Origin of the sequence: Embleya sp. NPDC020630 (assembly GCF_044334985.1) — a bacterium.
GTDB lineage: Bacteria > Actinomycetota > Actinomycetes > Streptomycetales > Streptomycetaceae > Embleya.
The window spans coordinates 521,044-535,340 of sequence record NZ_JBIRUB010000002.1; the positions used below are offsets into that span (position 1 = coordinate 521,044).

Genomic DNA, 14,297 nt, shown 5'->3' on the forward strand with positions numbered 1-14,297 from the left:
GAGATGGAATACCCCGCCGCGTTCGCGCTGCTGGCCGCGCTGGACAACGCCGAGGGCGAGGTGTTCGCCCGGGTGCGCGGCACCTACGCCCCGCACCTGAACAAGACGCGCGGCCTTCCGGTCGCGCTGATCCGCTCGGTGATCCGACACGGCTCCGGCGCGGACCTGATGAAGGCCGCGGCGCGCAGCCCGCACGAGCGGGTCACCGCCGAGGTGTTCGCCGACGCGCGACCGGCCGTCGCGGTGTTGCGCTTCCTGCGCCACTGCGGCTCCCACGACGAACTGTCCTATCTGCGCCCGATGGCCGAGGTCACCGCGCTCCTGAACCGGCACCTGGGCGCCGACCCGCGCGCCTGGTCGCGGCTGCTCGCACTGCTGCCGAACGCGCGGGGCACGGTCGCCGAGACCATCGAGGAGGCGGGCGCGGGGTCGGGCGGTCGCGAGGCGATTCCCGCGCCGCCGGCCGCGATCGCCGTCGAGTGGCGGCAACTGCTGCTGAGCGCCCGCCCCGAGCACCTGGTCGCGCTGATCCCGCACCTGCGCCCGCGTACCCTGCTCGACCTGGCGCACTTCGGCGCCGCGTTGCCCGTCGAGGTGGTCGCCGAGACGGTGCGCCGCGCGACCGCCCGACAGCGCCGGACGCTGGCCGCCGCCGCATACCCGCGCGCCGAGGTGTTCGACGCGCTGATCGAGCTGGGCGACCCCGGGCTGAACGCGGTCGTCTACGCCAACTCCCGGGTGGGCGACCGCGAACGCAACCTGATCATGGCCGCCGCGGGCACGGTCCCGCTGGATCCGACCACGGTGGCGCGGGTGATCCGCTCGGACAACGCGCGCTACCGGCGCCCCGCGGTGTGGTCCGGCGACCCGGCCCTGGTGCGCGCCGCGCTGTTGCGGGTGCGCTACTCGAGCGTGGTGGTGTCCAAGGCGGTCGAGGCGTGGGAGCGCGGCGGGATCGCGGCGCTGCGCCCGCTGTTCCACAACAGCTACCAGAACAAGCAACACGAGCCGTTCGTGCCGCCGGTGCAGCGCGGTGTGCTGCTCGGCGCGCTGCTGGGCCTATGGGACCGGCACGGGCCGGCGGAGGCGGAGCGGCTGATCGACGACCTGCCGCTGCGGCCGGGTGTGGCCGCGAAGTTGCGGGCGATGTGCGCGGACGGTGACGCGGGCCGGGCGCGGATGCGGGAGGAGTGTCGACGGGCGTTCGACAAGCGCACCCCGCACGCGGTGCTCCGGGAGCCGATGGGCTTTCGAGCCGGCGCCCCGGGCTATCCGCGAACGGGGTGGCCGCTGCTCCTGGCGGCGCACGCCGAGGAGCCGTTGGCCGGCGCGACGGCGCGCACGCTGAGCGTGTTCCCCGGCTGCCCGGCGGAGATACTCGCCGCCGCCGAGGACGGCACCGTCCTGCGGGCGATCTGGCCGGTTCGCGACCGGTGGTGTGCCAAGACCGGGCACGACCACGTGTACACGCACGAGGCGCGTCGACTGCGCGCCGAGCTGGCGAAGATCCCGGGACTGGCCGAGCAGGTGTTCTCCGGCCTGGTGCCCGCCGGGAAGGCACTGGACGTCTACGACCGGATCCAGCGGTACGGCGCCGACGCGTCGCTGGTCGACAAGCATCGGGAGCGCATGCCCGCGTATCTCCGCGAATACCTGGGCGAGGGCATCGAAGCCCGGGTGGTCGCGGCCCGACTGGCTCCCTCGTTCGCCGGGACGCTGCCCGAGTTGTTGGCGACCGCGGCCGCCGCGGCGGGCTGAACGGGAGGGGGTCGGTGGTGTGCGAGTCGTGTGCGGGTCCGGGAAAAGCGTTGGTGCGCGCGGCCGATTCGGGGTACCGATGCACACGTGACGGATGAGCGCGTACTGACGTGGCGGGTGACCGAGAGCGGCGGGCAGGAGACCTCGTGGGTCGAGTTGGGCGCGACCCGGCTGAGCGCGCGGGGCGAGGCCCTGGGCACGTCGCCCCGGTCCTATCGGCTCACCTACCAGTTGGAGACGGCGGAGGAGTTCGTGACCACCCGGTTGCGCGTGGTCGCGCAGGGTGCGGGCGAGACCAGGCGGCTGGACCTGCGGCGCGCGGCCGAGGGCTGGACGGTGGACGGCGTCCCGCGCCCGGATCTGGCCGACGCGCTGGACTGCGACCTGGGCCTGTCCCCGCTGACCAACACGATGCCGATCCGGCGCCACGGGTTGCACGAGGGGCCGGGCAGGCACCGGTTCCTGATGGCCTTCGTGGCCGTGCCGGAGTTGGTGGTGCACCCGTCCGCGCAGACCTACACGCACCTGGAGACGACCCCCGACGGGGCTCGGGTACGGTACGAATCGGGCGACTTCGCCAGTGATCTGTCCGTGGACCGCGACGGATTGGTCGTGGACTATCCGCAATTGGGCACCCGAATCCGGGCCGAGCGCACGCAGTACCGGTGATCATGGCCGTAACAGTCCTGTTGCTCTTGGCGTCCGGCTGTGAAGGCTTTGGCCGGATTCCATAAAATCCGATCCCATGAGCTCCTCCTCGGACGCAGCGTCCCCGCTGCCCGCCCGCACCCCAGGTCTGCCCACCCGGGTGCCGCAACCCCGTCAGGGCGGACGGCACCGTCGGCCCGACTCCCATGAACTCCCGGAGGCCGCCAAACCGTTGATTCTCGCCGTGCCCGGACCCGCGAACGGCGAACTGCTCGCCCTCGTGGGCGAGGTCGCGCTGTTGGCCGGCGCCGATCTGCCCGGTCTCGACCTTCGACCGGTGGTGATAGAGGAGGACGGCGCCGATCTGGCCGCCGTCCTCAACGGTGCCCCGGAGGCGGTCGTCGTCCCGCTCCTGCTCGGCCCGAACGCCGCGGCCACGGCCCGTACAGAGGCGGCGCTCGCCGCCTCGGAGGGGGAGTTCCGGCACTGCGGCGTGCTCGGCCCGCACCCGCTGCTGGCCGAGGTGCTGCACGAGCGGCTGTCCGAGGCCGGCCTGGCCCGGGCCGACCGGGCCCGACTGTTCAGTGTGGCCACCGCAGCCGAGGGCATCGTGCTGGTCACCGACGGGGGCCCCGAGGCGGTGGCCGCCGCCGAGGTGACCGGTGTGCTCCTCGCGGCCCGACTGGCGCTGCCGGTGATGACCGCCGACCTGGGCGATCCCAAGACGGTGGTGGCCGCGGCCGAGCGGCTGCGCGAGATGGGCGCGGCGTCGATAGCGCTCGCGCCGCACGTACTCGGACCGGACGTCGAGACGGGCCGGATCGCCGAGGTCGCCGAACAGGCCGGCTGTACCGCGGCCGAGCCGATCGGCGCGCACACCGCGGTGGCCAAGCTGATCCTGCACAAGTATCTGGAGGCCTGCGGCTAGTCGCGGGCGACACTCGTGTCGCACCCGACGGCGCATGGCTCCCCCCGTGCCATGCGCCGTCGAAAGCGACCGGCCCGACGTGCCGTCAGAGGCCGTACACCCGGCGGGCGGTCGCGCCGAACACCAGGTCCCGCTCGGCGTCGGACAGCTCGGCGCACGCCTGGTCGGCGATCGAGACCACCGTGTCGTAGGACGCGGCCAGGGTGCACACCGGCCAGTCCGAGCCGAACATGGTGCGTTCCGGGCCGAAGCAGGCCAGTGCGTGCCGGGCGTACGGGAGGATCTGCGCCGTCGTCCAGTCCCGCCAGTGCGCCTCGGTGACCAGGCCGGACAGCTTGACCGCGACGTTCGGCAGCGCGGCCAGGCGCTCGATCGTGTCCGCCCACGGTTGCCACGCGCCCGCGCCGATCGCGGGTTTGCCGAGGTGGTCCAGCACGAAGGACACCCCGGGATGCCGCTCCGCGACCCGCACCGCGGCGGGCAACTGCGGTTCGCGCACCAGCAGATCGTAGGTCAGCCCGGCGGCGGCCAGCGCTTCCAGCGAGCGGGCCACGTCGGGGCGCGCCAACCACTGCGGATCCGCCTCGTCCTGGACGAAGTGCCGCACGCCGACCAGCAGTTCACCACCGGGCGCGGCCCGCAGCGCGGCCGCCCGCCCGGCCGGGTCGGGGGCGGTCAGGTCGATCCAGCCGACCACGGCGACCACCGGCGTACTCGGATCGGCGGCGATCGCGAGCAGGTCCAGGGTCTCCTGGGTGTCGGTGCGCGCCTGGACCGCGACCGTGCCGACCGGGCCCGCCGCCCGGGCCAGTTCGTCCGGCCCGAACCGGCCGCGCAGCGGGTCGGCCCACGGGCCGTCCATCCACCCGTACGCGTCGGGGTGGGCGTCGGTGTCCCACAGGTGGTGGTGGGCGTCGATCCGCCGCGCGGCCTCGCTCACGCCTGTCCGATCCGCTGCCGCTGCCGGCCGAGCGAGCCGCCCGGTCTGGTGATCTCCACCTCGACCACGCTGCCGGCACGCAGGTAGGGCGTGCCCGGCAGGCCGAGGGCGACGCCGGCCGGTGTGCCGGTGTTGATCACGTCGCCGGGCTCCAGGACCATGAACCGGCTCAGGTAGCGGACCAGGTGATGCACGCCGAAGATCATCTTCGCCGTCGAACCGTCCTGCCGCAGCACCCCGTCGACCCACAGCCGCAGCTCCAGGGCCTGCGGGTCGGCCACCTCGTCGGCGGTGACGAACCAGGGGCCGAGCGGGTTGAACGTCTCGCAGGACTTGCCCTTGTCCCACTGCCCGCCGCGCTCCAACTGGAACTCGCGCTCGGAGACGTCGTTGCTGATCGTGTAGCCCGCGATGCAGGCCGCGGCCTCGGCGTCGGACTCCAGGTAGCGGGCCCGGGCGCCGATCACCACCGCGAGCTCCACCTCCCAGTCGGTCTTGTGGCTGTCCCGGGGGATCAGGACCTCGTCGTCGGGGCCGATCACCGTGCCGGGGTCCTTCATGAACACGATCGGCTCGGCCGGCACCTCGGCGCCGGTCTCCTCCGCGTGGTCGAGATAGTTCAGCCCGATGCACACCACCTTCCCGGGGCGGGCCAGGGCCGCGCCGATCCGACCCGGTTCGGCGATCGGAGGCAGTTCGCCGGCCGCGAGCGCCGCGCGGGCCCGGGCGATACCGTCACCGGCGAGGAACGCGCCGTCGAGGTCGGCGGTGATCGACGACAGGTCGTGCACCGCCCCGTCCGGGCCGAGCACGGCGGGACGTTCGAGGCCGGGGGCGCCGACCCGCAGGAATTTCACGGAAGGTCACTCCAGAGGTACGGAAAGGTCTGCATGCGACTCAGTCATCGGACCAATGGGATTCGATTTTCCGGAACCCTGGCCTTGATACTGCCGATATGCAAGATTGACTCGACCACTGAAACTTAATGATCGGATCAATGTCAAGGTTGGGTCGGGTCGGAGGGAATCCGTCCGCACCACGACCCGCCGCCGGCGTCGATCCGGGACCCGAAGGGCGCCGACATGCGCGTGGCACTGCACACCCGACTGCGGGCGGGACACGAGGACGAGTACGAGCAGGCCCACCGCGAGGTGCCGGCGGAGTTGACCGCGGCGATCCGGGCGGCGGGAGTGCGCGAGTGGAGCATCTGGCGCAGCGGCTCGGAGCTGTTCCATGTGATCGACTGCGAGGACTACTCTCGGCTGCTCACCGAACTGGCCGAACTCCCGGTCAACGTCGCCTGGCAGGCCCGGATGGCGGAGCTGACCGAAGTCGGTCACGACTACTCGGCGACAGGCACACAGGCGAGCCTCCCCGAGGTGTGGCGGCTCTGAGCGCCCCGGCGCGTTCGGCCGAACGGTCGCTCTTCGGCTGCGGTCGCGCCTGGGGGGGAACACGGGGCCATGGATACGTCACGTACGAGGGACACGGCACGCACGAGACGCCGGGCCGGGGTCGCGCTGGTGGTGGTCGGCCTGCTCACCGGGCTGATCACCCTGGTCTGGGACGCGGACCGCACCGAGGGCAGCGCGCGGCGGGATGCGATCGCGGCGCCGAGCGCGACCGCGGGCGGGCCGTCCGGATCCGAAGCGCCGGGGAGCGGGCCGGCCGGGAAAGCACCGACGAGCTTCACCCTGACCACCACGGGCGACGTACTCGCCTACCCGACGATCATCGCCCAGTCGCAGCAGGACGCGGGCGACTCGGGGTACGACTTCCATCGCATGTTCGCCGACGTCCGGCCGCTCGTGCAGGGATCCGACCTCGCGTTGTGCCACATGGAGACCCCGTACGGGCCGCCCGAGGGGCCGTTCACCGGGTATCCGATCTTCGCCGCGCCGCCGCAGATCGCCGCGACGCTGGCGGACACCGGCTACGACGGCTGCTCGACCGCGTCCAACCACACGCTGGACGGCGGCTTCGCCGGGGTTCGGCGCACCCTGGACACGCTGGACGCGGCGGGCGTGCGGCACGCCGGGAGCGCGCGCACCGAGGAGGAGGCCGCGCCGACCATCCTGGAGGTCAAGGGGGTCAAGGTCGCCCATCTGTCCTGGACCTACGACACCAACGGGATCCCGCTGCCCGACGGCAAACCGTGGTCGGTCAACGTGATCGACAAGCAGCGGATCATCGCCCAGGCCCGGGCCGCCCGCGCGGCCGGCGCCGAGGTGGTCCTGCTCAGCCTGCACTGGGGCACCGAGTGGCAGCGCGAGCCGGACGAGCAACAGCGCACGTTGTCCCGGGAGTTGACCGCATCGACGGACAACGGGGTCAAGGACGTCGACCTGATCGTCGGCACCCACAACCACGTGCCGCAGGCATATGAGAAGGTCAACGGCACCTGGGTGATCTACGGCATGGGCGACGAACTGGCCAACTTCCCGGACAAGCCGCGCGGCAACTACAGCTCGGCCGGGATGTTCACCTTCACGCGCGACACGGCGGGGCGGTGGAGCGTGACCCAGGCACGGTTCCGGCCGCTGTACTCCCACCCCGGCCCGCCGTTTCGGATCCTGGACGTGAACCGGGCGCTCGCCGACCCGGGCACGCCGGCCGCCACGCGGGCGCTGCTGGAGACGGCGCGGTCGACGGTGGTCGACGCGGTGTTGTCCGAGGGTGCGGCGGGGGCGGGGCTGGTGGAGGACCGGTAAGGGCCGGCGCGGGGGTCGGCTACGACGTCGGGAGGGCGTCCCAGAAGGCCAGTTCGTAGCTCTGCATCAGTCGGGCGGCGGTTTTGGCGCCCTCCTGGTCGTCGCCCCCGTCGAGGCCGGTCTGCAACAGGGTCAGCGCCGCGTCCTCGAAGCCCGGGGGCAGCGCCGAGAAGAAGGTGAAGAAGGCCACCTGATCCTCGGTCAGATCGTGGTGGGTGCGCAACGCCTGCGCGAAGCGGCCGCAATAGCCGCCCCAGAAGCCGAAGTTGACCAACAGGGCGAGCGCCACCTCGGCCCGCGAGCCGAACTGGGCCAACCAGGCCAGGTGATGCGGATACCCCTGAGCGGCGGCCACCGGCGGGTAGCCGAGCAGTTCGGCGCCGCCCATGCCGACCGCCTCGGCGTACGGCGTCAGCAACTCCAGCGCCTGTGCCTCGCCGCTCGCGAGCGCCAGGAACAGCGGCGCGGCGTCCGGGAAGCGGGCCGCCAGGAGGGCGAAGGAGCGCCCGTCACTGGAGATGATCCGGTACTCCTCGCCCGCGATCCGGCGCAACGCCTCGACATCGACCGGGCCGGCCTCGGCGCGGTCCACGAACCGGTTCGCGGCGCCCTCGGTCAGGTCCTGGACGACCTGGGTATAGAGCTTTCGTGCGTCCATCGTCCACCGTTTCACTCGTCGGTCCCGGCGCTCACGCTCACGCGACCTCGGCGCGGCCCTCGCGCGGGAGCCGTATCCCTCCCCGGCAACGGGCCGTTTCACTCCCCGATCGTGGCGGCGAGCGCGAAAGCCCGTCGGGAAACCGTCGGAAATCCATCGAAGGGGTGACCGGTAGGCGGGGCGGATCATGCGCCGCGCGCGGGGCGACGCACGGTCGGTTGGGCCGGTTCGGCGGGATCGCCGAACGCCTGCCCAACCCCGATACGCGTGATTAAGCTCTGGCGGCACGGCGACGGAGGAGCGGGTGTGGCGGAGGAAGACAGGGCGTTGCCCAAGGAACTCCGGGACGTGCTGCGGGAATCGGGCCGCCGGTTGGGCTACGACCGGGGTGACGCGCTGTTCATGGAGGGCGATCACCCGCGCCACGTGGTGCTGATCGAACACGGCCAGGTCAAGATCGAACGGGCCACCTCGGACGGGTCGGCGGTGACCATCGCGGTACGCGGGCCGGGTGAGCTGGTGGGCGAACTCGCGTGTATCGACGGGCGCGGCCGCTCGGCGACGGTGGTCGCGCTCGGCCCGGTGGTGGCGGTGCTCGTGCCGCTGTCCCGATTTCGCGAACTGCTCAGTACGAACGCCCCGTTGGTGTACGCGGTGTTGATCCGCACGGTGTTGCGGATCCGCGAGTCGGACCGCTGGCGGGTCGAGTACGGCGCGCTGGCCACCGGGCGGCGGGTGGCCCGGGCGCTGGCCGATCGTACGTTGGGCCGGGCCGAGGGTCCGTGTGTGATCCGGACCACCCAGCAGGAACTCGCGGACGCGATCGGCATCTCCCGGGAATCGGTGGTCCGGGCGCTGCGCGTGCTGCACGAGTCGGACCTCGTGCAGACCCGGCGCGGCAGCATCGTGGTGTCCGATCCACCCGCTCTACGGGAATGGGCCGACGGATAACGCGTTGTGTGTCATCTGACGCGTACAAGCGGCCGGCGCCGGAGTACTCCTTGAGGGGCAGGAGGCAGGGAGTGGCGAGCGGGGCGCGCGAGCGCACGGCCCGATAGGGGGATTCCGTGGGAGCCAAGTCGCGATACATGTCGATCCTGGTGCTCGACGTCGAGCGATTCGGCAGGCGCTCGGACGTGACGCAGGAGTGGGTACGGGGACGTCTGTACGAACTGCTGCACTCCGCCCTCGAATCGGCGGGCATCGCCTGGGACGCGTGTGTGGTCGAGGACCGTGGTGACGGGGCGATCCTGCTGATCCCGGCGAACGTGCCGAAGGAGGATCTGACCGACCTGTTCATCGATCGCCTGCACGCAGGCTTGCGCAACCACGACCGGCACGCGAGCGACGAGGCACGGATCCGGCTGCGGGTGTCGCTGCACGCGGGGGACGTGGTGCAGGACACCCGGGGCTGGTCGGGCAGCGCGATCAACACCGCCTGCCGGCTGGTCAACGCGGACCCGCTGCGCGACGTGTTGGCCGCCGCGGAGCGCGCGTGTCTGGCGCTGATCGTCTCCAAGCCCTGGCACGAGGCGGTGGTCGTCCCGGAGCGGGGCGGCCTGGAGAGCGCGGCCTACGGGGAGGTCCACGTGCGGGCCAAGGAGGTCGACGAGACGGCCTGGGTGTACGTACCCGGGTATCAGCGCCCACCCGCCACGGACACCGAGCGGGCGGCGAATCCGCCGCGAGGGAAGAAGACGACTGTCCGGCGCGGGGGGCTGGACAGGGGCTTCACCTTCGACGGGGAGGTTCGCTCGCCCGGGTGACGTGGTGGGTGGCGACGAACCGGGTCGGGTCCGCAAGCCCCCGACGAAGCCGACGGGGGTTTGCGGACACGACTCGGGGCGCGAGGTCGATGTGGCCGACCGATGGGGGCGGTTTCGACCGGCGCGGCGGCCGGCACCCCCGGGCCTGGGAGGGAGAGGCCCGACAGTGCACGGCACCCGCGTGGACGGTCGCGCCCCACGCACGGGGCCGACCGTCCACCGGCTCGCCCCGGGGCGGGCGTGTGGACCGGTCAGGAGGCCGGCGGCATCAACACGGTGTCCACGATGTACACGGTCGCGTTCGCGGTCGACACGTTGCCGCAGACCACCTTCGAGGTGTCGTTGACGGTGTACGCGTCACCCGAACCCTTGGTGCTCAGCGGCTGCTTCTCCAGCGTCTCGAACGAGCCGCCGGCCAACCGGGCGGGAGCCAGGCGTTGTCCCACCACGTGGTAGGTCAGGACCTTGGTCAGCGTGTCCTTGTCGGCGAGGAGCTTGTCCAGGGTGTCCTTGGGGATCTTCGCGAACGCGTCGTTGGTCGGCGCGAACACCGTGATGTTCTGCGCGGTGTTGAGCGTGTCCACCAGGCCGGCCGCCTTGACCGCGGCCACCAGCGTGGACAACACGGGGTTGTTCGAGGCGGCGGTGGCGACCGGGTCCTGGGCCATGCCGGTGAAGCTGCCCGCGCCGGTGACGGGGACCGCGCTACATCCGGCGCCGAAGGGCGCGGCGGCCGAGGTGGTGGTGCCGGGGCCGCCGGCCGCCGTCGAGGGGGCCGCTGCCGGTGCGGATGCCGCCGTCTTCGAGGCGGATTCGTCCTTCTTGTCGTCGCTGCCGCAGGCGGCCAGCGGGAGGGCGAGCGCGGCCACGGTCGCGACGGTGGCGATGCTGCGGGGGAGACGGATGACGGTCATGGCGTGACTTCCTTGGTCGAGTTGCTGCGGATCGCATCCGCGACGGATGCGCCGCGGAATCGAACGGGTGACGGGATCGGTGGAGCCGACAGGCGGCGAGGGGGATGGGTGATCAGGCGACGGTGACCACCACCGAATGTCGTCCGGTGGCACCGTCCGGCACCGTGCCGACCCGCTTGTCGGTCTGCACCGCGCCGGTGGCGTCGGTCGCGCGGACCTCGATCCGCTGCGAGCCGGTCCGGGTGGGCGTCCACTCCCACACCCACTGCCGCCAGGTGTCGGGGCCGGGCACCTCGGCCGACCGGGCCGGTTGCCACGGCCCGCCGTCCACGCTCACCTCGACCCCGGCCACGCCCCGGTGCTGCGCCCACGCGACGCCGGCGATCGGCACCGGAACGCCCACCCGCAGGCGGGCGAACGGCTTGGGCGTGTCGATCCGCGACTGGGTCTTGATCGGCGCCTCCCGGGCCCAGGTGCGCTTGACCCAGTAGGCGTCGTAGCCGGCGAACGTGGTCAGTTCGAGGTCGACGAGCCACTTGCACGCGGACACGTAGCCATACAGTCCGGGCACCACCATCCGGACCGGATAGCCGTGTTCGAACGGCAGCGGTTCGCCGTTCATGCCCACTGCGAGCAGCGCGTCGCGCCCGTCCATGGCCACCTCGACCGGGGTGCCGATGGTCATCCCGTCGATGGACCGGGAGACCAGTTGATCGGCGGGCCCGCCCCGGCTCGGGGGACGCACGCCGGCCTCGCGCAAGAGGTCGACCAGGCGTATCCCGAGCCAGCGGGCGGTGCCCGTGTACGGCCCGCCGACCTCGTTCGACACACATGTCAGGGTGAGGTCGCGCTCGATCAGCGGGCGGCGCAACAGGTCGTCGTAGGAGTAGCGCAGCGGGGTGCGGACACCCTTGCCGTGAATCCGCAACGACCAGTTCTCCACATCCACGCGGGGGACCACCAGGGCGGTGTCCACGCGGTAGAAGTCGGCGTTGGGGGTGGTGAAGGCGGACAGTCCGGGCAGGCGCAGGTCGCTGCCCGGCGGGAGTGGTGCGGCCGGCTCCGCCGCGGCGGGCAGCCGGATGCGGTCGCGGAAGGCGGCGATCGAGGCCCGCCTGCCGTTGGTGACGATCCGACCGGTGGTACCGGCCACCGCCGAGCCGAGGGCCAGTGCGCCGGCGGTGATCAGGAACGCCCGGCGGTCGAACGCGCGATCCTCCGCGCGCACTCGTACCACCGGCTCGGTCGACCACCACAGCGCGGCCGCGCCGAGCACGCCGCCCAGCAGGGAGGGCACCGTGTCGACGAGGCCGGCGCCGGCGCGATGTACCGCCGCGTATGCGCCGACCAGGCCGAACGCGAACACTCCGACCATCGCCGTGCGGCGCAGCCGCAGCGACAGGACGCCCAGGCCCATCGCGATCAGGCCGAGGATCACCAGGATCCCCGTCTGCAGGACGAGTTTGTCGTCGGTGCCGAAGTGGCGGACGGCCCAGTCCTTGACCGCCGGCGGAGTGCGGTCGATCACCGCTCCGCCGACGGCCGGGAGGGGGCCCGCCTCGGGCCGAATGAACGCCGCCGTGAACTCGGCGACGGCCAACGCGGCGCCGGCGGACAGCAGTCCGCCGAGCGCGCCTGCTCCGGCCCGGAGCCATCGGCGGGTTTCGTTTGCCTTCACGTGGGGCCATTCGCCGCCGTCGGCCATTCGGATTGGTCGTTCACTCGAACGGGTCGGGGTGGCGATCCGGCCCGGAAATCGACGGGTGCGGGGACCAATCCGGGCGGTCCGCGGCGCCGAATGTGGCTTGGATGGCCGTGTGCGGTGACGGGGCCGGGCGGGACCCGGATGCCCGGCGCGGGTGTCCGCCTCGGGATCGGCGCGAGTGGGAGTGGAACATGGACGATCGGCACGGACACCGCCGCCGGGACGGGCTCGGGCAGGGGGGTGAGGCCGGGTGAGGACCGTCGTACACATCGCCGCGCCGGGTGGGCGCGGGCCCACGCTGGAGGACCGGCTCGCCCTCGTTGCGCAGGGTGACCAGGAAGCGTTCTCGTTCGTCTACGACGCGGTGATCGGCGCGGTGCTCGGCGTCGCCCGGCGGGTGGTCCGCGATCCCGCGCAGTCGGAGGAGGTGGCACAGGAGGTGCTGCTCGACGTCTGGCGCGGCGCCGCGCGTTTTCGCCCCGATCGGGGCAGCGCGATGACCTGGATCCTGACGATGGCGCACCGTCGCGCCGTCGACCGGGTGCGCTCGGCCCAGGCGGCCACCGATCGGGAGCACCGCACCGCGCTTCGCGAGCACACGCCGGAGTACGACGAGGTGATCGAGGAGGTCGAGGCGCGGCTGGAACGCGAGCAGGTACGGCGCTGCCTGCGCACGCTCACCGAGTTGCAGCGCCAGTCCGTGACCCTGGCCTACTACCGGGGCTGTACCCACCGTGAGGTGGCCGGCCTGCTCGACGTACCGCTGGGCACGATCAAGACCCGCCTGCGGGACGGTCTGATCCGCCTCCGCGACTGCCTGGGAGTGGGCGCATGACCTCCGCCGACTTGCACACGATGACGGGCGCGTACGCCCTGCACGCCCTCGACGAGGACGAACGGCGGGAGTTCGAGAGCCACTTGGCCGAGTGTCCGGCGTGTGCGCGGGAGGTGCGCGAGTTCCGGGAGACCTCGGCACGACTGGCCCTCGCGGTCGCCGAGACGCCGAGCCCGGAGCTGAGGCGGCGGGTGATGGACCAGATCGTGACCGTGCGTCAACTGCCGCCGGAACTGCCCGATCGGCCCTCGCCCACCCCGGTGGAGCCGCGCCGGACCCGGCGGGTGATGGCCCTGGTGCTGGCGGCCTGCCTGGCGGCGATCGGCGCGCTGGGCGCAGTGGCGATCGATCAGTACCGGGACGCGCGCGACGCCGAACGGGCCGTGGCCCAGCAGCGGGCCCGGGGTGCGGCGATCGAGGCGGTGATCACCGCGCCGGACGCGGTCGGGGGGTCGGCGCCGGTCGATGGCGGCGGGACGGTGCGGGTGATCGCCTCGCCCGCGCTGGACCGGACCGTGGTGCTGACCTCGGGGCTGCCGGCGCTGCCGGACGCGCGGGTGTACCAGGGGTGGTACAACGACCACGGCCGGATGCGCTCGATCGGCCTTATCCGGCCGGGGACGGCGCTGTTGGCGTCGGGGCTGGACCGCGCGTCGGGGGTCGGGGTGACGGTGGAGCCGGCGGGCGGCTCGGCGCAACCCTCCGGGGCGCCGATCGCGCTGATCGATTTCCCGGTGGGGCGGTCGTGAGCGGTGAGTCGGGCGGCTCGGGCGACCTTTTCGGAGTGCGGATAGAAGTCACTGTGTCACGGTGGGTGATCGGCGATGTGGGCGTGACTTGATTTGTGGTCCGTCGTGTTCGAGGATTTCGGACCATGGGACCTCTCAAGCCGGATGTCGGCGAACTGATCTTCGGAGTCATCGTTTTCGGGCTGGTCTTCGCGGTCTTCGCGAAGGTCCTGCTGCCGCGGATCGGGAAGACGCTCGCCGAACGGCACGACGCGCTCGAAGGCGGCTTCGACCGCGCGACCGACATCCAGGCCGAGAGCGAGGCCGCGCTGGCCGAGCTGCGGGCGCAGATGGCCGAGACCCGGCGCGAGACCGCGCTGGTTCGGCAGCAGGCGGCCGAGGAGGGGGCCCGGCTGATCGCGGAGGCGCGCGCCGAGGGGCAGCGCATTCGTGAGGAGCTGGTGACCACCGGCCACGAGAAGCTGAACGGCGACGTCACGCTCGCGACCGCCTCGCTGCACGCGGAGCTGGGTCTGATCGCGACCGAGCTGGCGAGCAAGGTCCTGGGCGAGCCGGTCGGCACGCTGGTGGCCGACAGCGACGTGATCGAGCGCTTCATGGCGGAGCTGGCCGAGCTCGACGAGACGCCGGAAGGCGGCGCGGCGGACAAGGGCTGACCGACACGTCTTCGAGGCGACCGGTTCCG

Annotated in this window: 15 protein-coding genes; 10 read left to right on the forward strand and 5 right to left on the reverse strand. The window is 72.4% G+C overall.

Annotated elements, in window-relative coordinates:
* Positions 1 to 3 precede the first annotated feature (3 nt).
* The 3 genes from ACH4XV_RS08525 to ACH4XV_RS08535 all read left to right on the forward strand — a co-directional run bounded on the left by ACH4XV_RS08525 (position 4) and on the right by ACH4XV_RS08535 (position 3,334).
* Positions 4 to 1,758 (forward strand): hypothetical protein, encoded by a 1,755-nt coding sequence (locus tag ACH4XV_RS08525; protein WP_395787745.1) that lies wholly within the window; start codon positions 4 to 6, stop codon positions 1,756 to 1,758.
* A gap of 87 nt (positions 1,759 to 1,845) precedes the next feature.
* A complete protein-coding gene (locus tag ACH4XV_RS08530; protein ID WP_395787747.1) occupies positions 1,846 to 2,427 on the forward strand; it encodes a putative glycolipid-binding domain-containing protein in 582 nt (193 codons plus the stop codon).
* A gap of 76 nt (positions 2,428 to 2,503) precedes the next feature.
* Entirely contained in the window at positions 2,504 to 3,334 is an 831-nt protein-coding gene (locus tag ACH4XV_RS08535; protein WP_395787749.1) for a sirohydrochlorin chelatase, read from the forward strand.
* Between the two features lie 85 nt (positions 3,335 to 3,419).
* Here the strand turns inward: ACH4XV_RS08535 and ACH4XV_RS08540 are convergent, their stop codons facing one another.
* Together ACH4XV_RS08540 and ACH4XV_RS08545 are read right to left on the reverse strand one after the other, a co-directional pair.
* The gene (locus tag ACH4XV_RS08540) at positions 3,420 to 4,274 is read right to left on the reverse strand and encodes an amidohydrolase family protein (protein WP_395787751.1); all 855 of its coding nucleotides are present in this window, start codon (positions 4,272 to 4,274) and stop codon (positions 3,420 to 3,422) included.
* Positions 4,271 to 5,131 (reverse strand): fumarylacetoacetate hydrolase family protein, encoded by an 861-nt coding sequence (locus ACH4XV_RS08545; RefSeq protein WP_395787753.1) that lies wholly within the window; start codon positions 5,129 to 5,131, stop codon positions 4,271 to 4,273. The genes ACH4XV_RS08540 and ACH4XV_RS08545 overlap by 4 nt, the downstream gene beginning before the upstream one ends.
* A 225-nt stretch (positions 5,132 to 5,356) precedes the next feature.
* On the opposite strand from ACH4XV_RS08545, the gene ACH4XV_RS08550 reads away from it, so the two are divergent.
* Together ACH4XV_RS08550 and ACH4XV_RS08555 are read left to right on the forward strand one after the other, a co-directional pair.
* A complete protein-coding gene (locus ACH4XV_RS08550) occupies positions 5,357 to 5,668 on the forward strand; it encodes an L-rhamnose mutarotase (protein ID WP_395787755.1) in 312 nt (103 codons plus the stop codon).
* 69 nt (positions 5,669 to 5,737) lie between these two features.
* On the forward strand, positions 5,738 to 6,985 hold the full coding sequence (locus ACH4XV_RS08555) for a CapA family protein (RefSeq protein WP_395787757.1): 1,248 nt from the start codon (positions 5,738 to 5,740) through the stop codon (positions 6,983 to 6,985).
* 19 nt (positions 6,986 to 7,004) lie between these two features.
* Here the strand turns inward: ACH4XV_RS08555 and ACH4XV_RS08560 are convergent, their stop codons facing one another.
* Positions 7,005 to 7,643 carry a transcriptional regulator gene (locus tag ACH4XV_RS08560; protein WP_395787759.1) on the reverse strand — a complete coding sequence of 213 codons (639 nt, stop codon included), beginning with the start codon at positions 7,641 to 7,643 and terminating at the stop codon, positions 7,005 to 7,007.
* Positions 7,644 to 7,949: 306 nt separating this feature from the next.
* Here ACH4XV_RS08560 and ACH4XV_RS08565 point away from each other — a divergent pair, with 306 nt between their 5' ends.
* The gene (locus tag ACH4XV_RS08565; RefSeq protein ID WP_395787761.1) at positions 7,950 to 8,594 is read left to right on the forward strand and encodes a Crp/Fnr family transcriptional regulator; all 645 of its coding nucleotides are present in this window, start codon (positions 7,950 to 7,952) and stop codon (positions 8,592 to 8,594) included.
* A gap of 116 nt (positions 8,595 to 8,710) precedes the next feature.
* A complete protein-coding gene (locus tag ACH4XV_RS08570) occupies positions 8,711 to 9,409 on the forward strand; it encodes a hypothetical protein (RefSeq protein ID WP_395787763.1) in 699 nt (232 codons plus the stop codon).
* A gap of 251 nt (positions 9,410 to 9,660) precedes the next feature.
* Here ACH4XV_RS08570 and ACH4XV_RS08575 read toward each other — a convergent pair whose 3' ends face one another.
* Positions 9,661 to 10,323, reverse strand: coding sequence for a fasciclin domain-containing protein (locus ACH4XV_RS08575; RefSeq protein ID WP_395787765.1), 663 nt, complete (start codon positions 10,321 to 10,323; stop codon positions 9,661 to 9,663).
* 112 nt (positions 10,324 to 10,435) lie between these two features.
* Positions 10,436 to 12,028, reverse strand: a complete 1,593-nt coding sequence (locus ACH4XV_RS08580) for a molybdopterin-dependent oxidoreductase (protein ID WP_395787767.1) — start codon at positions 12,026 to 12,028, stop codon at positions 10,436 to 10,438.
* Positions 12,029 to 12,278: 250 nt separating this feature from the next.
* On the opposite strand from ACH4XV_RS08580, the gene ACH4XV_RS08585 reads away from it, so the two are divergent.
* The 3 genes from ACH4XV_RS08585 to ACH4XV_RS08595 all read left to right on the forward strand — a co-directional run bounded on the left by ACH4XV_RS08585 (position 12,279) and on the right by ACH4XV_RS08595 (position 14,268).
* Complete coding sequence (locus ACH4XV_RS08585) at positions 12,279 to 12,863, forward strand: sigma-70 family RNA polymerase sigma factor (RefSeq protein ID WP_379994892.1); 585 nt, start codon at positions 12,279 to 12,281, stop codon at positions 12,861 to 12,863.
* Positions 12,860 to 13,612 carry an anti-sigma factor domain-containing protein gene (locus ACH4XV_RS08590; RefSeq protein WP_395787770.1) on the forward strand — a complete coding sequence of 251 codons (753 nt, stop codon included), beginning with the start codon at positions 12,860 to 12,862 and terminating at the stop codon, positions 13,610 to 13,612. The genes ACH4XV_RS08585 and ACH4XV_RS08590 overlap by 4 nt, the downstream gene beginning before the upstream one ends.
* A 125-nt stretch (positions 13,613 to 13,737) precedes the next feature.
* Positions 13,738 to 14,268 (forward strand): hypothetical protein, encoded by a 531-nt coding sequence (locus ACH4XV_RS08595; protein WP_126637333.1) that lies wholly within the window; start codon positions 13,738 to 13,740, stop codon positions 14,266 to 14,268.
* The last annotated feature ends 29 nt before the right edge of the window (positions 14,269 to 14,297 follow it).